Source organism: Enterococcus sp. R12 (assembly GCF_058135755.1).
In genome coordinates, this window is record NZ_CM176874.1 from 1,930,267 (window position 1) to 1,949,965 (window position 19,699).

A 19,699-nucleotide genomic window follows, 5' to 3' on the forward strand; every position below is an offset into this window, starting at 1 on the left:
ATGCGGATGGCATGCTAGAATAAAGTTAGGAGAAAAAAGGAGTGTTGGCTATGAGAACATTTACTGGCGGAATTTCACTAAGTCCCCCGTTACAAATGTTAAAAGAAAAATTAATGATCGAACAAGATGAAATCCTTACCTTTTCACCCACGATGGTCTTTATCCCTTTGGCACAACATATTGGTGCCCCTGTCGAACCGACGGTTTCCGTTGGTGAGTACGTCAAGCAAGGGCAAGTGATCGCTGAAGCAGATGCCTTTGTATCTGCGAAAGTCCATGCATCTGTTTCGGGCAAAATCGTCGATATTGTCGATTGGCCAAATCAAAACAATGAAGAAGGAAAAACCATCATCATTGAAAACGATTATGCCTTCGATAATGATTTTTTGTCTACCCCATTCAACTGGCAATCTGCTGCTAACCATACGATCCTCAAAAAAATCCGTCAAGGCGGTATCGCCGGCAAAGGCGGTGCAACGTTTCCCACCCATGTCAAATTCAGTATTGATGAAAATAAAAAAATCCATACCTTGATCTTAAACGGATCTGAATGTGAGCCCTTTTTGCGCAGTGATGCCTTCTTAATGCAAAAAGAAGCCCAAAAAATCATCCAAGGGGCAAAAATTGCCCAAAAATTGTTAGCTGATCCAAAAATCATCATTGGCATCGAGGATGATAAACCGCTAGCCATTTCAGCGATGCAAGCCGCAAGTGCAGAGGATGACACGATAGAAGTCGTTACTGTCCCAACTGTTTATCCAACCGGTGGTGAAAAGCAGTTAGTAGAGTTATTGACCGATCAGGAGGTACCTTTAGGCGGCTTGACTGCCGATATTGGGATCGTATTGATCAATGTTGCCACCAGCTTTGCCATCGCTGAAGCGGTCTGTTATGACAAACCGCTGATTGAACGCTATACAACCGTGACTGGTGATGTTCAACATCCACGCATCGTCAAAAATCCTTTAGGAACACTCGCAGGAGAGTTGATCGATTTTGCTGGCGGCTTTCAAGGTGCGCCCAGCAAGCTGATCCTTGGCGGCCCCATGATGGGGAAATCCGTCAAAACATTAAAGGTTCCGGTCACCAAAGGCAGCAACGGGATTGTTGTTTTTAATGAAGAAACCGATTGGCTATATGCCGAAAACCCCTGCATTCGCTGCAATAAATGTGTCAAAGCTTGTCCGATGCGCCTGATGCCGATGGAGATCGATCAATTCTATCGAGCAGGCGATTATCAAAAATGTGAAGAATTGCTGGCAGAAGCGTGTATCAATTGTGGTGCTTGCACCTTTGTCTGTCCAGCCAAACGTTCCTTAGCTGCCAACATCACTGCCGCAAAAGGCAAGGTTGCACAGCTGCAGAAGGAGGCGAAGGAAAGTGCCTGATTACTACAAGGATTCCGATAGCGAGCGCCTCTTTCAGCAACGAAAAAACCAAGAAACACCACCAAGCCCCCATATTCGCAGCAATGACGAAACAGTCAAAATCATGGGCTGTGTAGTACTAGCCTTACTACCAACAGTTTTATTCTCGGGCTACCTTTTCGGGCTCAAGGTATATGGGTTGTTTTTCATTGCGTTAGCCACGGCGTTTGCCGCAGACGGAATTTGGTCCTACCTCATCAAACGGCCATTTCGTTTCGATCTAAGCATCGTTGTGACGGCATTGCTTTTAACGATGAATCTTCCACCGACCGCACCTTGGTATTTCCCAGTGATCGGGGTGGCGTTTGCCGTGATCATCGTCAAAGAATTTTTTGGCGGTATCGGCTATAACTTTTTAAATCCAGCCCTTGGTGGTCGCGCCTTGTTGATTGGCTTGTTTTATAACCAGATGTTTTTGATCAGTTGGCCAGATCCACCTTTTGGCAGCATTGCTCCTGATGTGGTTTCGCAAGCTACGGCGAACGATGTCGTTTCCGGTGCTACGCCGTTAGCTGTCATGAAGGCCGGGGACACTTTAAGAGGTTCTGATCTATTGGATGCTTTTTTAGGATTTACTGGGGGACGAATCGGTGAAACCAGCGCCTTGCTTTTACTGCTGGGTGGAATTTTTCTCGTTTACAAGAAAATCATCTCCCCTCGTATCCCACTGATTATTTTTGCAACGATCGGGCTCTTTGCTTTTATCCTTGGTCCAGAAGGACTTTTTACTGGCAGTTGGCAAACGGTGATCGGCCATATCATCAGCGGTGGTGCCATGCTGGGTGCGATCTATATGGCGACTGATTATTCTTCGACTCCAGGAACAAAAGCAGGAGAAAATCTTTTTGCCTTAGGCGTGGGGCTTCTCGTTGTCCTCTTCCGTTTCTTTGGTTTCACAAACGAAGGCATGAGCTATGCCATCTTGATCATGAATTGTTTTACTCCACTCATCGATCGCTTCTTACGCCTTCGCATTTTAGGGGAAGGAAAAAAGACCCCGTTCAACCTTAAAATCATGAGCTAAAACGCAAGAAAGGAGCGTTCTCGTATGATGATCGCCAATCGACTAGTGGTCTTCCTAGTCATTCTACTCACAAATTACGCCTGTCAAAATTTGGCGCCGACCGTCAAAGAAAAAAAACCGAACGTGACGACACGGGTGGTTTTCCTGTCAGGGATCATTGCAGTCGCATACTTGTTGAGCGGTTTAAGTTTTTATCTTTTGCTTCAAAATCGCTTTGTCTATGGCAATCAAGTGGTCACCAATTTGGTAAGTGCTGCCATCATCGCCTTGATTACTGCCAGTTTATGCTTACTGATCGTTCCAGCAAAAAAACGTTTCTTGACGAATGATCTAAAAAAGACGACCCTAGTCAGTGTCATCTTGCTGACGATCGCCACTGTGACCCAATTTCCCTATACCGACTATTTAACCAATTTATTTGTTGCTGTAGGCATGTATTTTCTCTTTTCCTGTGCGTTGTCAGGGGTTCATACACGAAATCAAATTGCCGCAATTCCGCCAATTCTGAAAGGCTTACCCCTGGACATCGTGACACTTTTTCTATTTTATCTGAGCTTTTCCTTTCTCAACGGTGTCTTCTTCAACTATTTATTCTAAACAAAAAGCAAGTCCCGCTTTGGCAGCGGAACTTGCTTATTTCTTGCGGAACATTTCTCTGAAGGAACCGATCAAAAACCCAGTCGAAAAAGCATTTTGTGCCTTTTGTTCTTTTTCAGCAGCGATTTTTTGTCGTGTTCGCAGCCCTTTATTGGCATTTTTGGACTTCTTCCCTTCAGGGAGTTCTTTCGAAGCCTTTTGAAACTCTTTTGAGAAACGGTTATACCCAACCATTCCTTTTGCCTCCTTTCTTTTTACGTGGCACATAATAACGAGGATTTATTATAGGAATTGCCTTTCTGATGCAAATCAGGTAACATAACAGACAGAAAGATGATTTATCCCAGGTTTATCAGAAAGGAAGATCCCATGAACGAAACCCACACTGGATTGTTAGTCAATAGCCGTGTTTTTCAAGAAACGCCAATGATGCTAACAGGTATCCAACTTTTAGAAGACCACAAAATCGTGAATTGCATTATTAAGGATCGCTACTTAGCCAGTTATGTCTTACGCCTTCCATTAAATAAATACCAATTAGAAGTCGAAGGAAAATGGAACAAGCGGGAACAGTTAGTGATCAAGCATATGAAAATCAAGAATATCGATGAGTTTATTAAAATCGTCGGTACGCCAGAATAACAGGACTCACGAAAAGCAAGTGCAGACAACTGCCCTTGCTTTTTTTTTGAAAAAATCCAGCTGATTTTTCCCGCGTGTTCCTCCGATGTTTATCGCGACATTCTAGTAAACCGATCGATCAAGGCTTTTTGCTCCTCTTTGATACCGATCGCCAACGGTTTGATCATTAGTTTGACAGTGGTTGAAGGTGTCTGAATCTGGACTTTTTTATTTACCACACCGCCTAGTTGTAATTTTGTGATCTCATGGATCATAATTGTCTGCATCCCTTTTTCATGAAATTGCAGATCTAACTGAATCAAGTGGATTTTTTCTTCGTCAACCACCACGATAAAATACTTTGGTGTTGGCAGGGCAATCATTTTGGCTTCCTCGGCATAACCAGCCAGTTTTCCATGGAACTTCGCACGGTAGCTTTCTAAATCATCTTTTTTCACGATCCATTTCATCAAAAGCCACATCCTTCCTTAGATACCTTAAGGATACCTGCAGAAACCGCTTTTGCACAACAATATGCCTGCTTGTTTCCTCACATAGCCCCTTTCACCTCGTTTGATCGTCAAAGACTTTTCCTCTAGTCATGGACGTTTTGCCTGACACTAGCTAACTCAACAAAAAAGCGAAGCGCTTAGTGCCCTTCGCTGTTGTTCTTTGGATAGTAGTGTTGGAAAAGCCGCAGAAAAATCGGTGCTAGTAACAGATAAAAAATGCCATTGCCTATTGCGTGGAGGGCATCAAAGCTCAATCCTTGAAAATAATAAGCCCAAAAGCTAGGAAACCCATAAAGTTTGACACTGATCCAAGATATCACAAAGCCATAAGCAAACCCTGCAAATACACTGTAGCTGACTTGTAAAAGCAACCGTTTCATAAACAGCTTGCTTTTTGACAACAGATACATCCCCAAAATAATGATTGCATAGCTAACTAATTGAGCAATCGTCCATATTCCCATTCCCATGTAAAAATTGGTAATCAGCATCGAGAGCAGACAAACGATCAATCCACGACTAAGACCTAAATGGATGGTTACTAATAAAAAGATCACCGTCATTGGTTGAACATTGGGTAAGGGTTGAAAAAGTGACCTGCCGACGACGGCCGCTGCCACAAGCAGCCCTAAATAAGCAATTTCTTTTCCAGCAAATGCAAGTGGTTTATTCGAATTTTTCATAGGTGAAAACCACTTTATCGTTGTTTCCTAAAAAGGTATCATCTGCCCCAGTTGTAATCATTTCATCATTGATCGTATATGTCCAATAATAGCCAGCTTTTTCATCTTGCGCTAAACCGTCAATGCTGGTGATCATCCCTTGATTTTCTTCCAAGTCAAAGTTCTCTTTCATGATAGTCATCAAAGAAACCCCTTCTTTAAAAGTGACCGTTTTGGTTTCGATCTCCTGGTCTTGCTCTTCACTTTTATTATTGAAGCTGATTTGGGCAGTGCGCTCTTCGGCGTTTTGTTGGACTGACGAAGATTCACTGGAAGAGTTTCCCGCATCCATCGATGGTTTGGCACAGCCGGCAAAAACCAGACTTAGTAAAAAAATATAACTAAAAACAACTGTTTTCTTCATAATAATGGCTCCTTTGATTTTTTTTACAACACCTTATTCTACTAAAAATTAATAAAAAAGGCGAAATTTTTTTGTTCCTCTCTATAGAAAGCATTGTAAAACCATGAGACTATGGGTATACTAGCTTCAATCATTCGTAAGAAGAAATGAAGGTGTGTTGGAAAGATGGATAGAAAAAAAGCGTCCTGTACCACTTTACTAGTAGGAAAAAAAGCATCGATCGACGGCTCGACCATGATTGCCCGCAATGAAGATTCTGGAAGCGGTTCGGAACCGCAAAAATTCGTCGTCATCACTCCAGAACAGCAAGGAAATGAATTTTACGCCGTTTTAAGCAACTGTCGAATCAGTTTGCCAGCAAAATCATTACGCTATACTTCAACCCCTGAAGCAGATGAATCGCAAGGAGTTTGGGCAGCTTCAGGTATCAATGAAGAAAATATCGCCATGACTGCAACAGAAACGATCACAACCAATTCACGCATTTTGGCTATTGATCCATATGTGGAAGATGGTATCGGGGAAGCTGATTTCGTCAGCATCGTACTGCCTTACATCCATTCCGCTAAAGAAGGTATTTTACGCTTAGGGGAACTCTTAGAAACCTATGGGACCTATGAAGCCAACGGGATCGCTTTTTCTGATGCCGAGGAAATCTGGTATATGGAAACCATCGGTGGACATCACTGGGCAGCTGTTCGCATACCAGATGATGCCTATGTCGTGGCACCAAATCGCTTAAACATTGATCACTTCGATTTCGCCTCAGAAATGACGTTGTGTTCGCAGGATCTCGAACAGTTGATTGAAGACTATCAATTAAATCCTGATTTTGAAGGCATTAATCTACGCCATATTTTTGGCAGCTCCTCAGAAAAAGATACCCGTTACAATAACCCGCGGGCATGGTACATTCAAAAACACTTTAGCGGAACAGCCGCTGAACCGATCGATCAAGAGCTCCCGTTTGTATGCTACCCAAAACAAAAGCTATCCGTGGAAGATGTAAAATGGGCATTGAGCTCCCACTTCCAAAATACGCCTTTTGACCCTTACGGTACAGGGAGCGAGACACAAAAAACACAATTCCGATCGATTGCTCTCAATCGCAACCAGCAAGTCCATATTTTACAGATCCGCAACCACGTGCCCGCAGCAATCGCTGGCATTCATTGGCTTGCCTTTGGCCCCAATACCTTCAATGGCGTTGTGCCCTTTTATGCAGCTATCACTAAGACCCCACTTGGCTATTGTGATACGACAAAGACCTACGATCCATCAAATAGCTATTGGTTAGGACGCACCTTGGCGTTGATTGGAGACAGCGACTACGATCGCTATAGTGATCTTGCCAACCGTTTTGAAATGGAAACGATGGCGGCTTGTCGCCGCATCCAACAAAAAACTGATCGTAAAGCTTCCGCTGACAAGCAGCCTACTCGTCTGCTTGAAGAAGCCAACGCTGAGATGGCCGAACTGTATTTAAAAAATGCAACAACGTTACTAGGAAAAATGGTGGAGTCTGGCAGTAATAAAATGGCCTTGCGTTTTTCTTTAGCCGATTAGTCAATCGCTGAGAATAAAAGGATTAACAAAAACTTTACATGGAATTGCAGCAATCTAAACATTGCTCTCCTATACTAAAGATACCAATTCGTTTTCTTTTTCCTTGCTGGTACAAATCAAGCAATTGATTTGTACCAGTCCCCCTATTGAAGATCAATTGGTAAAAACCGTTGGGAGGGAGGAATGAACATGACTACAAGCATTTATCGGACTGTCACCAACGAAATTGTTAAAGGTGAGATCATCAAGAGCAAGAGTCAGCAAGATATGCTGATCATTCAAGACAAAGAAGGTTATTTCCATGTCGTTGAACCAATCCCCGTTACTACTGCAATGACTCCCCGCACGACGAAAGACTAAAAAACCACTGGCGATCAGAAAGAATACAGGATCTTTCTGATCGCTCAGTGGGTTCTTTTTTATGTCAAACTCAATGTGAATCGCTTCAAGCCATCAATGAGTTTTTCTCGCGAACAGCCAATGTTTAGGCGCAAAAAATTTCTCCCCTCTTTCCCATAGATCTCTCCTGACATAATCGCGACTTTCCCCTTACGAATCATTCGTTGCTGCAATTCCGCCATCGTTAAACCCAGTGCTGTACAATCAATCCACATAAGATACGTGGCTTCGCTTTTCGTGACCACGAGTTCTGGGTGATGTTCCTGTAAATAAGCGATCACATAAGCAATGTTACCATCAAGATAGTCATTGAGCTGATCCACCCACTTACTTTCATTATCGTAGGCAGCAATCGTTGCGGTCATGCCAAAAATACTGGTGGAGCTCAACCCATCGGCTTCTTTTAACTGAGTTAAGAAGCGCTCACGCAACTTGGGATCAGGAATGATTCCATAAGAATAAATCAACCCTGGGAAATTAAATGTTTTACTTCCCGAAGTAACAAGGGCTACATTTTCTTGCAACAAATCAATGATCGGTTGATGCCTTTGTCCTTTTCTTACAATGTCCATATGGATCTCATCAGAGATGATAAATACATCATGGGTTTTCGCCAATTCGATGATTCGTTGCAACTCATCCTTTTGCCAGACTCTCCCAGTTGGGTTATGAGGACTACAGAGGAGAAGAACTTTATTTTCAGGCTGTGCCATCAATCTTGTTAGCTCTTCGAAATCAATGCGATACGACTTAGCATCATAGATGAGTGCATTAGGTACGATTTTTCTTTTGTTCTCTTTGATCATTTTATAAAACGCATCATACGCTGGCGTCTGAACAATGATCCCATCTCCTGGTTCACTGAGTAGGGTGACGAGCTGTTTAACGCTATACATAACGGAAGGACTGTAGACCAGCCAATCGCTTTTGATCATGCTGTTAAAACGTTCAGAATACCATTTGCAGACCGCTTGCTTGAATTCATTATGATTCCAACGTGTATACCCAAAAACCGGGTGCTGCATCCGCTTGATAAGTGCCGCTTCAACTGCAGCTGGCACCTTGAAATCCGTATCGGAAATCGTAAATGGCAACAAGTTTTTTTCACCAAAACGGTCTTCAACATAATCCCATTGAGTACACTGGGTTCCTTTACGATTGATTGGTTCATCAAAAAACATTTTCTTCACTCCTACTACTTGACAATTTTGCTAAAGAATCGCATCAAGTTGATTTCTGACTGTTGTTACTTTCGTTCCAATGATTACTTGCACGTTAGTATCATCTAAGTGAACGACCCCAAGCGCACCTAGTTTTTTCAGCCGTTCATCATCAACCAATGTACCATCGTTTAGAACGAGGCGTAGCCGTGTAATGCAATTGTCTAAAGAATCAATATTGCTTGCTCCCCCTAATGCTGCCAAAATACCATGGGCATCATAGCCACTCTTTCCAGAATAGGTCATTTCCTCTTCCAACTCATTCGTTTGATCACTGTTCTCTTCTCTACCAGGTGTCTTCAAGTTCTTGCGAAGGATTACTGTTTTAAAAACAAAGTAATAAAGGGCAAACCAGCAAGCTCCTACAATCAGAACGAGCCACCATTTTGTATATGCGCCTTGCATCACGCCAAAGATAAGAAAATCAAGCACGCCCCCATCGGTATTTCCAATCGTGACACCTAATAGACTCATTACCATAAATCCAGCACCTGTCATGATGACATGAAAAATCCATAATAAAGGGCTGATGAATAAGAATAAAAATTCGATTGGTTCAGTAATTCCTGTCACAAAAGTTGCAATGACGCCTGAAATCAATAAACCTTTTATTTTTGAACGATTCTCAGGTTTTGCCGTGTGGTACATAGCTAATGCTGCTGCCGGTAAGCCAAACATGAAGGTTGGCATCTTCCCTTGAGACAAGAACGCAGTTGCACTTGGTGAGATGCTCAAGCCGTTTTGTAATTCCGCATAAAAAATATTCAACGCCCCAAAGACTTGCTGACCATCGATCAGCTGACTTCCCCCGGCTTCGGTAAAGCGAATCATGGAAACCAAAATATGGTGTAATCCAAATGGCAGTAACAAGCGCTCACCTGAACCAAATAAGAACGGACCGAAAGGACCAGCTTGTTGGATCAAATGTCCGATTCCTGTGATGATCATAGCAAACAACGGCCAAATCATCGGAATGATCACCCCGACCATAGCTAAAGTAAGCGAGGTGATGATTGGAACAAAACGTGCTCCTGAAAAGAATGCAAAACTATCTGGCAATTGAAAATGGTAGAAGCGCATATGCAATTTATAAACGATCAATCCTGCGATAATACCTCCTAGAACACCCATTGATAATGTTTGAATGCCAAAAACGATCTCTTGCCCTGCTTCTCGTAGTTGATCTGCAGCAGCTAATTGATTCGTTTCTTGCAAATAAAAATTGATGGATAAATGCATCACGACATAGCCCACAAAGCCTGAGAATGCCGCAACTCCCTTCTCTTTTCTTGCTAGACCTAAAGGAATCGCCATCGCAAACATGACGGGTAAGTAACTAAAGGCAAACCCACCGATCGTTGACATGAAACGAAAAACCACTTGGAGCCAAGGGGCACCTAAAAATGGGAAAACGTCGATCGTTGAAGAAGATGAAAATGAACTACCAATCCCTAAAAATAAACCCATGAATGCGAGTAAAGCGACTGGCAACATAAATGTTTTCCCAAGTCCTTGAAAAATTTCCATCCAGCTTGCTTTCTTTCCTTTTTGCATATCATTTCCTCCTAACACTTTTATCTCTTAAAATGTAAACGATATCAAGAAGGCTTACAATACAGTTCCCCAAAGAAGAATGACCATTCACAAAATGGAATGGTCATTCAGGATCAAGTCCTGCTTCGATTTGATTGGCGTATTGAATAATTAAAATATCCAGTAACGCCGCTAAGGAGATCCGCGGGCTCAAATCGACTTCATAATGATAAATCGCTGTCATTTCAACAGGAAAAGAGAAGGTGGCAAGCTTTTCTAACGTGCTTTTTGGTTGACCAATACAGGCTAAAATCGGCACGCCTCTTTGTTTCAAACGAGTAGCATAATTTAGCATCCCGATCGTTTCTCCACTATGACTAATAAAAAGAGCTAAATCATTTTTTGATAGTTGGTTCGCGATGGTTGTCAATTCATCCCAATCCGTTGATGCACCCACTGTTTTACCTAAAAAGCGCAATTTTCGACTTGCAGATAATGCGACCGGCGCACTTTGCCCTAAAGCGAAAAATTCGATTCGTTGTGCTTGCTGCAGCATTTCCACGGCACGCTGAAAGTCAGCTTCTTCAATCATTGATAAGGATGTCGTCAGCTGGTCAATCATTTGCTTGATCAGTGGGGATAAGCCAAGAGAGGCTTGGGTAGCAGACTCGTTTCTTTCAAGGCTTTGATAACTTTTCAATGAAAATTTGAATTCTTGAAAACCCGTAAAGCCAAGCTTTTTCGCCATTCGACTGATCGTTGCTTGACTAGTATAGGTTTGAGAAGCTAACTCATCGGCCGTCATTTCCGAAACTTTCTCAGGCGCCCTCAAACAATAGTTAAGGACGGTTCGTTCTACTCGGTTTAGCTCAGGGATTTTGTATTGGATTCGTTTGTATAAATGGTTCATCACCTGCTTCTCCTCTCTACTGTTTCTTCATTCTTCTCCTCTCCACTATGCTTCATTTACTCATTATACCTTCCCTCAAGAAAAGTACCAACTGATGATGAAGAACTTGACAGTAAAAAAGCGGCTCACCTTTTACCTGGTGAGTCACTTCTTCTATTTTCTCTCTATCTATCATTTTTGCGCAGTCAATTCTGTAAACTCTTGCCCATTGCCATAGTCACTTTCTTTTGAGGGTTGCTTTCCAGATATTCGTTGTCGGCAACTGACAAGTTTATTTTCGACATATTCCATTGTATTGGCGGCGAACATTACTACATTTGCTAGACCTTTGATCAAGGGATCATTTGATTCCATCCTCTATTCCCCCATTTCCTTCACGTGTAAGTTGTTACTGACACTTCCTTATCAATGAATATAGACGAGGTACCTTAAATCAAACTAAAAGAGGACCAACACTACGAAAAGCAAAGCAGACTAGTTTCCCTTTCTGGTAAAATATGGTACATGTAGTAGGAAAGGATGATCAATCTCATGATAAAAACCTTAGTGGTGGCTAGCCACCCAGATTTCCACAACTCTCTTTCCCAACGTTTTTTCAGTGAAAGTGCCAAACTTCCTAATGTCACCATACACTTTCTTGATGATTTTTCTGACTTTTCTCTTGCCGATGAACAGGCGCTGCTGCAAAACTGTGACCGTTTGGTTTTACAATTTCCCTTATATTGGTACAGTGTTCCGGCAAAAATGAAAGCTTGGATCGATACGGTTTGGGAAAATTGCGCGCCTGCTTTGGTGGGAAAAGAAATCAGTTTCGCCGTTTCTACTGGTGTTGCTGCCAAAGAATTTCAGTTAGGCGGTCGAGAAAATACGACCTTTAACGAAATTTTGCATCCACTCGTACTGATGGCAAAAAAACACCAAATGACCGTGTTACCCATCGTTGTCCTTGACCAACTGATGTATAAAACGGAAAAAGAAAAGCGTGCCTTTGTCATTGCCTATCAGCAATTATTATCGATGCCCGCTCCCTTTACGTTTGACCAAAAGCAACAATGGTTTGCTGAGAAACTGGCACATTTGGTTTCTAAAAAACCGCAGCTTGCTCCTTTGCTATCCCTGTTGCAGGAAAACCATGAAACATTGAACGAATTAGAAGATGCTTTAGCTGAATTGGAGGTGCTTTGATGGGGCATGATTGGCTAACACCGCTGATAGAACAATCCATTCAAGAAACCACTGATTACCATGAAAAAGCATTTTTGCAAGAGCTGGGACAGTTGTTGCAGCAGCAAGAAACCCGCATCGAATTGAAACAAGGAGAACTTGACGGGAAGTTGTGGAACCCTAGTGAATGGTAAGGAATAATTTTCAACGCAAGAAAAAGCTTTGGTCCCACCCAGCCTTAAAAATACTGGGTGTTGCCAAAGCTTTTTTAGGTGGTTTCTATTGCATAATCACAATGAATCGCTTTTATTCTTTGTGGCAGCGATATACGCTGCTTGCAATTGTTTCGTGATTGAACCCAATACGCCAGTGCCAACGGGTTTCCCATCAATGGCAACGATCGGAACGATTTCCCAAACTGAGTTGGTCAAGAAACACTCTTGCGTGTCGCATAGTGCCTCAATCGGGACGGGTTCTTCTCGATAGGGAATTTCTAATTGGCGACACAACTGAAGGACCTTCAATTTCGTGATTCCCGGTAACACCAAGCGCCCGTCCGGATGAGTATAGACGATCCCATCAATGACAAACCAGAGATTGGATGCAGATGCTTCTGTAAAAAAGCCATCTCGTTGCAGTAACGCATCATCGAAACCAGCTTCGATCGCTTGATCCAGCGCCAAAAGGTTCCCTAACAAACTCAATGATTTGATATCACAATGCAACCAGCGTTCATCAGGAAGGACGGTTGCCGAAAGCCCTGCTTGCTGCATTTCATCTGGTCGTTCAAAGGGGATCACATTTGCCGTCACCACCCCTTTGACCGATCCAGCTGGTGGAAACTCGTGATTTCTCGGAGAAGCGATTCCTCGGGTGATCTGAAGATAGATTTCTCCTTCTGTGATTCCTTCAGTCTTAATGAGTAACTTTAGGTTTTCAGTCAATTGGGGAATCGAATAGGGTAACGTTAGCTTAATTTTTTGTGCACTGCTTTCCAATCGAGCCATATGCTCCGCTAACATAAAACAGTGGCCATTATATATTCGGATAACTTCATAGATCCCATCACCATACTGATAGCCACGGTCTTCGATATCAATTCTCACTACCTCTCGATCAACGATCTGATCATTCCACAAAACCTTCATTTCCTCACTCCTATCGTCGTTTTCGTTTCAATCAGTATAGCATGAGTCTTTGTACCGTGCTATGTGTCATCTAAAACAAAAAACTTGCTGATGAAGATTTCTTCAACAGCAAGTTTTATTGTTACAATGACTCCTTATCGATCACAGAACGTTCTAGTTTGCGTTCCTGGAAAAAACGGAGTAGCGTGCCAGACATCGCCATAATGATCGAATACACTGGAAGTGCAACGATCATACCAACAAATCCCAGCAAGTTGCCTGCGATCAATAATAAGAACACCGCAATAATCGGATGGATATGCAACACTTTATTCATTACCAGAGGTGAAACTAGATACGATTCACCCAATTGAATGATCGTGATGCCCACTACCAATAAAATGGCAGTCCGGATATCTAAACTTAAAGCAAATAGAAATGCGGGTGCCGCTCCAATAAATGGTCCGAAGTATGGGATGATATCCAAGACACCGCAAATCAGGCCTAAAAGCAACGCATTCTGCAAACCTAGCAAAGAAAAAATCAAATAACTGGAAACGGCAACGTACGAACATACAAGCAATTTCCCGCCAATATAAGCAGACGCTGCTTGGTGGAAATCACTGCATAACTGACGCATCAAACCTTGATACTTTTTCGGTGTTTTGTTTGCTAAAAAGTCTGGCACTTTCTCACCGTCTTTAAACATATAGACTAAGAGCAGTGGGATCGTAAACAAAACGATCGCTGAGTGAGAAACGATGGAGATCAAACTCGTCAGACTATTCGTTGCCCCGGTAATAAACTGCAAAGCGAAATTGCTCGCTTGCGAAATATCGATCGAATCAATGAAAGGACCGAAAAGTTCCTCCAAATAGGAATGATCGATGTTATCGATCACCAAATTGATGATAACGGGTATTTGATTGATAAAGCGTCCCATCTCATAGGCTAATGCGGGTCCAATCACCTGAATGATCAAATAGGCTGCAAAAACGATCAACAACAGTGTCGCATACAGCGCAATGCTTTTCTTTTTCGTCCTTCTTTTTACCCAATTAAAGAAAGGCAAAAAGATATAAAAAATAAAAATGGATATCAGTACAGGTAAAAAGACACTAGAAAAGATTGCTTCTAATGGTCGAAAAACAAACAGTATATTTGAATAGATCCAGACGGCGATCCCTAAAAGGCAGACGATCACCAGACCTGCAAAAATTTTTGATTTTTTAAGAAACTCCAATAATTGATCCTCCTGATTCTAGAAAATACGTTCACTTCTTTCAGTTTATCATAATTTTTTAAGCGAATGATCCTTTTGCGAATATTTTTTCAAAAATCCACGTTTTACATAGGAAACTTTTGAGTAATTTAATTATTTCCCCCATAAAACCCTTCTGCAAAAATCAATTTTGATGAGCAGAAAAAGGAACCGAGAGTTGCAAGTGTTTGATACAGTAAGCTGCCACACCGAGCTGGAGTAAACCTAACACTAAGAAAATCAGATGCAAAACATTCCCGCCCCTTAATAAAATCACTTGAACAATGATCCAGATAACTAAACAGATGCCTAAAAGCAATTCGCCATGATACCCTTGGTTGCGCCACAATCGGATAGCTGACAATAAATTGCCCAGTCCTAACACAATTAGCAAAAACACCCCGGGAATCAAAAATGTTGTAAATGGCGTTCCTTGGAGCATGGACGATTCCAACCCAGCAAATGACTGTCCTTTCCTTAATGGCTCAATACTCATAAACGCCAGCATGCTTCCTCCACATGCGCCAACACCAATCACTAAACTTAACACAAATAACGCAAATCGCAGCTTCATTTCTCCCACTCCTTCATCAAACATAAAACCGTTAATAAATTGACCATTTTCAACTAGCGATCGGGTCTCTGGCTATTTACTCGTTTTTAGGTAAATAAATAAATGCTGCAATTTGCTGCGTTTCTACTGAGGAAAAGCCGCAAGACTCATAAAATCGGCGCGTTTTCTCTGTGTTGTCCGTGATCAAAACCTTTTGTCGAATCGATGGATATCTCGCCAGCATTTTTTTGAGCAATCGCTGGCCAATTTTTTGACGTTGGAACGCTGGCGCTACTAACAGATCCTGAATATAAAGAATAGTTTGTCCATCGGTTATACATCGAATAAGTCCGACTAGCTGCTCTTCAACATAGGCAGTGATCACCTGTGACTGAGCTAGGCCGTTTAATAGTCGCTCTGGCTCTTTCGTATAGGCGACCCAGCCAACACATTTATATAAAGCGAGAATCTGATTTGAATCCGCTGGTAATTGATCTTTAAAGATGACAGTCATTCTTTTCCCCCTTGTAACTTTTAACCAAACGATATAGCAACAAATAAAGAGTTAACAGTCCTTCTCCGAACAGGCTCTTGCTACCCTTCAAGCCGAATTGCTTTGCTTGACTAAAGAGTATCCTGAGGAAAAGCAGCTGTCAACTCTAATCACGATTTACTAGAGGAACAAAGAGTAAGTGGTGTTATTACTAATTAAACCCAAGGCTTACTTAATCAAGCATTAATTCGCTTTTTAAACGCTGACTCGTCGCTTGTTGTTCTTCAGGCGACACTTCTTGATAAGAGATACCGTATTCACCTCTAAAGCCATCGCCAGTGAACCCAGTACCCGCCATTTGGTAAGATTCGACAGTAACGAGTGCCGATTGATATTGGGTGAATAGTTGACTCATCTGAGAAAACGTTAAATCTGTTTCACCATTTTCCCCAATAATCGTTAACAGATCCTGAATCCGCATCACGCTTGATAGAGAAACTAATTCATTCGCCAAAATCTCTGTCACTTCTCGCTGACGACGTTGGCGTCCATAGTCACCTTCGGGGTCATCTTTGCGCATACGAGTATATTGAAGTGCCTCCCAGCCATCTAATTCGAGCGTCCCCTCTGGGTAATCGATTTTTTCTGCCGTAAAAGCAAACTCATTTTCAACCGTGATTCCACCAATCGCATCGACAAGATCTGCCATCCCATCCATGTTTAAGGAGAAATAATGATGAATCGGTATATCCAAGTATTGTTCGACAGTTTCGATCATCATTTTTGCGCCACCGAATGAATGGGCATGATTGATCTTATCCTGATAGCCTTGCCCAACGATCTCCACATAAGCATCTCGAGGAATACTTGTGAGGGTCGTTTTGCGTGTAGCAGGATTCAACGTCGCTACCATGATCGTGTTTGCCCGGTAATCCGTTTTGCGACGAGAGTCATTGGCGATCCCTAACAAGAGAAGACTTAAGGGCTCGGCGTTTTCGATAACCTCCGCCTCTTCTCGCCCTTCGATCGGTCGATGGATAGACTCCACAACATCCTCTACTTGAAAATACACCCTAATAGCATAGGCGGTTCCGGCGGATACGATGCCCATCAACAGTACTAAGAAGACAATTATCAGTTTTTTCGCTGTACTCATTTTACTTCCCCCTACGCACACTTTTTTTGAACGAAAATACAAAAGCAGATGTGATAAAACTGATTCCACTTGCCAACAAGATACTCGCTAACAAGTCACTAGGATAGTGAACCCCAAATAGCAAGCGGCTCATCATAATAAGCAGTAAATAAACCAATCCCAACAACATAGCTAGTTTTTGGCTAATAGGACGTTTGCCTCTTTGGCCAGGCGCTGTTTGTGCGAAGAAAAAGAGGAGAGAAATAATTAGCGTGGTCGCTAATAGTGTATGGCCACTTGGAAAACTGGCGGACGCCCGTTCCATACTATCAGCAAACTCCGGTCTTGGGCGATCAACGAATTTCTTGATCACTTGGCCAACACCACTGATTATGATCATATTTCCCATCAACCAAAAACTCTCGATCCGTTTCTTCCGAAGAAACAAAATTGCTGCCAATAGAAAATGAATAGCTGCTATGGGGACGATCGTTGCCGTGCTAGCAAGCGGAACAAAAATCGCTTCTACTGTAGCCGTCCGCCATTGAGGCACGTGGGAAAACAGGGTATCAAGCGTTTGGAACCACTGCGGCTCTAATGCTACAAGGAAAAACAACCATGCGAAACAGCTACAAAGCAGTCCACCTATCAACCCTTGTTTTGCTGTCTTGCTCATGTTAATCCCCTACTTTCTTTTAATGCGTACGATCGTTTCTTCGCTTTAGTCGGGAATTTTTCTAACCCGAAAATAATTCCCATCGCAATACTGATCGCAATCAACGAGGTTCCTCCTTGGCTTAAGAATGGCAAAGGAATTCCCGTTAATGGCAACAACCCAATCGCCGCTCCGATATTTTCAAAGATCTGAAAGACTAAGCCAAAAACGTACGTGATGGCGATATAGACCGACGCCTTGTTATTCGTTTTTAACGCGGCGAAGATGATTTGATAGATGAGATAAAAATACAAGAAGATCACTAAGGTACTTCCTAAAAAGCCATAGGTTTCACCAATAACTGTAAAAATCATATCTGATTCACGAACCGGCACGTACACTGTCGTATGGGTGTCAGGCGCTCCCAATAAGCCTCCTGAGCCAATCGCCCACATACTGCGAACTTGTTGGAACGCGATAGAGTCTTGGTACGCTAGGGGATCTGCCCAAGCTCGCACTCGGTCTAATTGATACTGCGAGAAATGAAGTCGAAACAAGACACGATTGCCCCATTCCGTAAACACGAGCAGCAATAAAATAGCGCCGAGGGCTGCGATCAAACCGATCACTACGGTCAAAATTTTCCAATGAACACCCGAGATAATAAATAAAGCCCCTAACATCACAATAAACACTAAACTCGTACCAAAGTCCCGTTGCATAAACATCAATAGAAATGTCGGTATACTATAAAGCAAGATCTTAGTGACGTAGATCAAATCAGATTTAATGGTCCGTTCGGCTTTTCGTTTTTCATATACTAAGGTGAGATAGACCATAAAAAGCATAAAGGCCACTTTCATAAACTCTGAGGGCTGAATGGTAAAGTCGCCGATTCTGATCCAGCGTTTGGTATGCGTCTGCTCAAACATCGTTTGATCGTAGAACCAATGAAGAGAAGCCATCAGACCTAGTGCCAATACATACAAAAGACCCGAAAAGCGTAAGAGCAAATTGGTTGGGATCAAACTTGTAACGAAGAGCGCGATGGCGGATAGAACACAAAAAACGATCTGTCGAAAAACGATTCCAGAAGGATCATTGCCATCCATTACAGAAGCTTGATGTTGTACCCAAATGCTTAGCAAAAAAAGCAGAAAAACGGGTAGCAGCAAGGCATAGTTTGCATCATGTCGTTTGAGGAACTTCATTTCGTTTGCCCTCCTCTCGCTCTAATTTCAGGCACATACTAAAGGCAAATGAAAGAATAAAGTAGCTGGAGCCACCATAGCTGATAAATGGCAACGGTACCCCCGTCATCGGCATCAACCCTAAAATACTGGCTATATTGATACTTGTTTGCAACAAAAGTAATGTACTTGTTCCTAGCAATATCAACCCAATCTGAGGGTTTTCAATAGCTGCGGAACGAATAAATAAACGTAAGATGATTACGAATAATAAGCCAATAACAAAAATCCCGAAAAGCAAGCCAAGCTCTTCTACTAAAACGGAAAAAATAAAATCGGTTTCCGCAACTGGTAAAAAGCCTTTTTTCGTAATACTGTTTCCTAAACCGAGACCAGTAAGCCCTCCATTAAATAAAGCATAGTAAGAATGGATCATTTGGAACCCCTGATTGTAAGGGTCGGAGAATGGATCGCCTACTAAGCGAATTCGGTTATATACGTGCATAAACATGTGGGGCAATAAATCATTGTCACCTAAAAACATGATCAACAGGGCAACCAGGAATAGACTGATCACTAAGCCACCAAATAAAAGAGCCGTCAGCTTCACGGGAACTTGTACCGTAGTTATCATGACAAATGCTAAAAAGAGTAAAATCATCACACCGGCTACTTTCGGTTGAATCAGGATCAACACACAGCACAAAAACAAAACGAAAAGCGGACGTTTCATTTCCTGCAAGGTGGTTTTTGCAGTTTGAAAGTAATGAGCAAGGTACAAGACCATCCCTACATTCACAATCTCTGATGGTTGAAATTGAATCCCTGCGATCGAGACCCAGCGTTGTGCCCCATTAACAGAGACACCGAAAAAGGGCAAACGAGCTAAGAGCAAGGTAATGATCCCAAATGCTAGCAGACCGATCGCTAAGTATTTGCTAAGCAAAATCTCTCTTCGCGTCCGCTGAATAATGAATAAAAGAACCCAGCTAAGTAACAAAAAGACCAATTGACGGATAAATAGCGACGCTGGTGGTTGATCTCTCGTTAATAAACGGTATGAACTTGCACTATAAATCATTAAAAGACCGATAAGGCTCAATAGCAAATAAGCTATGATCAGCAGCCAATCGATCTTCTTTTTTTCTATCATTGCTTCCACTCCTCTTGCCTTGGAGTAGGTGTTCAGACGGTACCAGTTATTTTGCTCTATGAGCTTCGTCATC

General features: G+C 42.3%; 24 protein-coding genes. 8 read left to right on the plus strand and 16 right to left on the minus strand.

Going from position 1 to position 19,699, the window contains the following annotated elements; translation table 11 throughout:
• The first annotated feature begins 50 nt into the window (after nt 1-50).
• The 3 genes from rsxC to ACTW1R_RS08920 are packed head-to-tail and all read left to right on the plus strand — an operon-like array spanning nt 51 to nt 3,048.
• The gene (gene rsxC / locus ACTW1R_RS08910) at nt 51-1,388 is read left to right on the plus strand and encodes an electron transport complex subunit RsxC (protein ID WP_489927262.1); all 1,338 of its coding nucleotides are present in this window, start codon (nt 51-53) and stop codon (nt 1,386-1,388) included.
• Nucleotides 1,381-2,451, plus strand: a complete 1,071-nt coding sequence (locus ACTW1R_RS08915) for an RnfABCDGE type electron transport complex subunit D (protein ID WP_159161484.1) — start codon at nt 1,381-1,383, stop codon at nt 2,449-2,451. The genes rsxC and ACTW1R_RS08915 overlap by 8 nt, the downstream gene beginning before the upstream one ends.
• Nucleotides 2,452-2,475: 24 nt before the next feature.
• Nucleotides 2,476-3,048, plus strand: coding sequence for a hypothetical protein (locus tag ACTW1R_RS08920; protein ID WP_015509782.1), 573 nt, complete (start codon nt 2,476-2,478; stop codon nt 3,046-3,048).
• Between the two features lie 36 nt (nt 3,049-3,084).
• Here ACTW1R_RS08920 and ACTW1R_RS08925 read toward each other — a convergent pair whose 3' ends face one another.
• The gene (locus ACTW1R_RS08925; protein ID WP_159161485.1) at nt 3,085-3,282 is read right to left on the minus strand and encodes a hypothetical protein; all 198 of its coding nucleotides are present in this window, start codon (nt 3,280-3,282) and stop codon (nt 3,085-3,087) included.
• 135 nt (nt 3,283-3,417) lie between these two features.
• Here ACTW1R_RS08925 and ACTW1R_RS08930 point away from each other — a divergent pair, with 135 nt between their 5' ends.
• Complete coding sequence (locus tag ACTW1R_RS08930) at nt 3,418-3,690, plus strand: hypothetical protein (protein WP_005226206.1); 273 nt, start codon at nt 3,418-3,420, stop codon at nt 3,688-3,690.
• Nucleotides 3,691-3,779: 89 nt separating this feature from the next.
• Here the strand turns inward: ACTW1R_RS08930 and ACTW1R_RS08935 are convergent, their stop codons facing one another.
• The 3 genes from ACTW1R_RS08935 to ACTW1R_RS08945 form a co-directional block, all read right to left on the minus strand.
• Nucleotides 3,780-4,151 (minus strand): hypothetical protein, encoded by a 372-nt coding sequence (locus ACTW1R_RS08935; RefSeq protein WP_005226207.1) that lies wholly within the window; start codon nt 4,149-4,151, stop codon nt 3,780-3,782.
• A 167-nt stretch (nt 4,152-4,318) separates the two neighbouring features.
• Nucleotides 4,319-4,864, minus strand: a complete 546-nt coding sequence (locus ACTW1R_RS08940; protein WP_015509784.1) for a metal ABC transporter permease — start codon at nt 4,862-4,864, stop codon at nt 4,319-4,321.
• Nucleotides 4,848-5,267, minus strand: a complete 420-nt coding sequence (locus tag ACTW1R_RS08945) for a DUF4430 domain-containing protein (protein ID WP_005226209.1) — start codon at nt 5,265-5,267, stop codon at nt 4,848-4,850. The genes ACTW1R_RS08940 and ACTW1R_RS08945 overlap by 17 nt, the downstream gene beginning before the upstream one ends.
• A gap of 165 nt (nt 5,268-5,432) precedes the next feature.
• Between ACTW1R_RS08945 and ACTW1R_RS08950 the strand changes: the two genes are divergently transcribed.
• Together ACTW1R_RS08950 and ACTW1R_RS08955 are read left to right on the plus strand one after the other, a co-directional pair.
• Nucleotides 5,433-6,833 carry a C69 family dipeptidase gene (locus tag ACTW1R_RS08950; protein ID WP_159161486.1) on the plus strand — a complete coding sequence of 467 codons (1,401 nt, stop codon included), beginning with the start codon at nt 5,433-5,435 and terminating at the stop codon, nt 6,831-6,833.
• A 189-nt stretch (nt 6,834-7,022) separates the two neighbouring features.
• Nucleotides 7,023-7,193: a hypothetical protein gene (locus ACTW1R_RS08955; protein ID WP_010748430.1), complete on the plus strand. Its 171-nt coding sequence runs from the start codon at nt 7,023-7,025 to the stop codon at nt 7,191-7,193.
• Between the two features lie 59 nt (nt 7,194-7,252).
• On the opposite strand, the gene ACTW1R_RS08960 is transcribed toward ACTW1R_RS08955, so the two are convergent.
• From ACTW1R_RS08960 to ACTW1R_RS08975, 4 genes are all read right to left on the minus strand, one after another.
• On the minus strand, nt 7,253-8,413 hold the full coding sequence (locus tag ACTW1R_RS08960) for a MalY/PatB family protein (RefSeq protein ID WP_074933665.1): 1,161 nt from the start codon (nt 8,411-8,413) through the stop codon (nt 7,253-7,255).
• Nucleotides 8,414-8,443: 30 nt separating this feature from the next.
• A complete protein-coding gene (malX, locus tag ACTW1R_RS08965) occupies nt 8,444-10,006 on the minus strand; it encodes a maltose/glucose-specific PTS transporter subunit IIBC (protein ID WP_060791978.1) in 1,563 nt (520 codons plus the stop codon).
• Between the two features lie 103 nt (nt 10,007-10,109).
• On the minus strand, nt 10,110-10,895 hold the full coding sequence (locus ACTW1R_RS08970) for a MurR/RpiR family transcriptional regulator (RefSeq protein WP_159161487.1): 786 nt from the start codon (nt 10,893-10,895) through the stop codon (nt 10,110-10,112).
• A gap of 171 nt (nt 10,896-11,066) precedes the next feature.
• Complete coding sequence (locus tag ACTW1R_RS08975) at nt 11,067-11,249, minus strand: hypothetical protein (RefSeq protein WP_016609241.1); 183 nt, start codon at nt 11,247-11,249, stop codon at nt 11,067-11,069.
• 165 nt (nt 11,250-11,414) lie between these two features.
• Here ACTW1R_RS08975 and ACTW1R_RS08980 point away from each other — a divergent pair, with 165 nt between their 5' ends.
• Both ACTW1R_RS08980 and ACTW1R_RS08985 read left to right on the plus strand, forming a co-directional pair.
• Nucleotides 11,415-12,080, plus strand: a complete 666-nt coding sequence (locus tag ACTW1R_RS08980) for an NAD(P)H-dependent oxidoreductase (protein ID WP_016609240.1) — start codon at nt 11,415-11,417, stop codon at nt 12,078-12,080.
• Nucleotides 12,080-12,253 carry a hypothetical protein gene (locus ACTW1R_RS08985; protein ID WP_005226215.1) on the plus strand — a complete coding sequence of 58 codons (174 nt, stop codon included), beginning with the start codon at nt 12,080-12,082 and terminating at the stop codon, nt 12,251-12,253. Before ACTW1R_RS08980 ends, ACTW1R_RS08985 begins: the two co-directional genes overlap by 1 nt.
• A 96-nt stretch (nt 12,254-12,349) precedes the next feature.
• On the opposite strand, the gene dat is transcribed toward ACTW1R_RS08985, so the two are convergent.
• From dat to ACTW1R_RS09025, 8 genes are all read right to left on the minus strand, one after another.
• Entirely contained in the window at nt 12,350-13,207 is an 858-nt protein-coding gene (gene dat, locus ACTW1R_RS08990; protein WP_271814546.1) for a D-amino-acid transaminase, read from the minus strand.
• A 121-nt stretch (nt 13,208-13,328) separates the two neighbouring features.
• A complete protein-coding gene (locus tag ACTW1R_RS08995; protein ID WP_010748435.1) occupies nt 13,329-14,429 on the minus strand; it encodes an AI-2E family transporter in 1,101 nt (366 codons plus the stop codon).
• A 163-nt stretch (nt 14,430-14,592) separates the two neighbouring features.
• Nucleotides 14,593-15,021 carry a hypothetical protein gene (locus ACTW1R_RS09000; protein ID WP_231588509.1) on the minus strand — a complete coding sequence of 143 codons (429 nt, stop codon included), beginning with the start codon at nt 15,019-15,021 and terminating at the stop codon, nt 14,593-14,595.
• 76 nt (nt 15,022-15,097) lie between these two features.
• Nucleotides 15,098-15,514 carry a GNAT family N-acetyltransferase gene (locus tag ACTW1R_RS09005; protein ID WP_074933650.1) on the minus strand — a complete coding sequence of 139 codons (417 nt, stop codon included), beginning with the start codon at nt 15,512-15,514 and terminating at the stop codon, nt 15,098-15,100.
• 211 nt (nt 15,515-15,725) lie between these two features.
• On the minus strand, nt 15,726-16,649 hold the full coding sequence (locus ACTW1R_RS09010; protein ID WP_010748438.1) for an LCP family glycopolymer transferase: 924 nt from the start codon (nt 16,647-16,649) through the stop codon (nt 15,726-15,728).
• 1 nt (nt 16,650) lies between these two features.
• Entirely contained in the window at nt 16,651-17,304 is a 654-nt protein-coding gene (locus tag ACTW1R_RS09015; RefSeq protein ID WP_115232369.1) for a phosphatase PAP2 family protein, read from the minus strand.
• The gene (locus tag ACTW1R_RS09020; RefSeq protein WP_005226223.1) at nt 17,301-18,494 is read right to left on the minus strand and encodes an FtsW/RodA/SpoVE family cell cycle protein; all 1,194 of its coding nucleotides are present in this window, start codon (nt 18,492-18,494) and stop codon (nt 17,301-17,303) included. Before ACTW1R_RS09020 ends, ACTW1R_RS09015 begins: the two co-directional genes overlap by 4 nt.
• Nucleotides 18,472-19,626 (minus strand): FtsW/RodA/SpoVE family cell cycle protein, encoded by a 1,155-nt coding sequence (locus ACTW1R_RS09025; RefSeq protein WP_201290614.1) that lies wholly within the window; start codon nt 19,624-19,626, stop codon nt 18,472-18,474. The genes ACTW1R_RS09020 and ACTW1R_RS09025 overlap by 23 nt, the downstream gene beginning before the upstream one ends.
• Between the last annotated feature and the right edge of the window lie 73 nt (nt 19,627-19,699).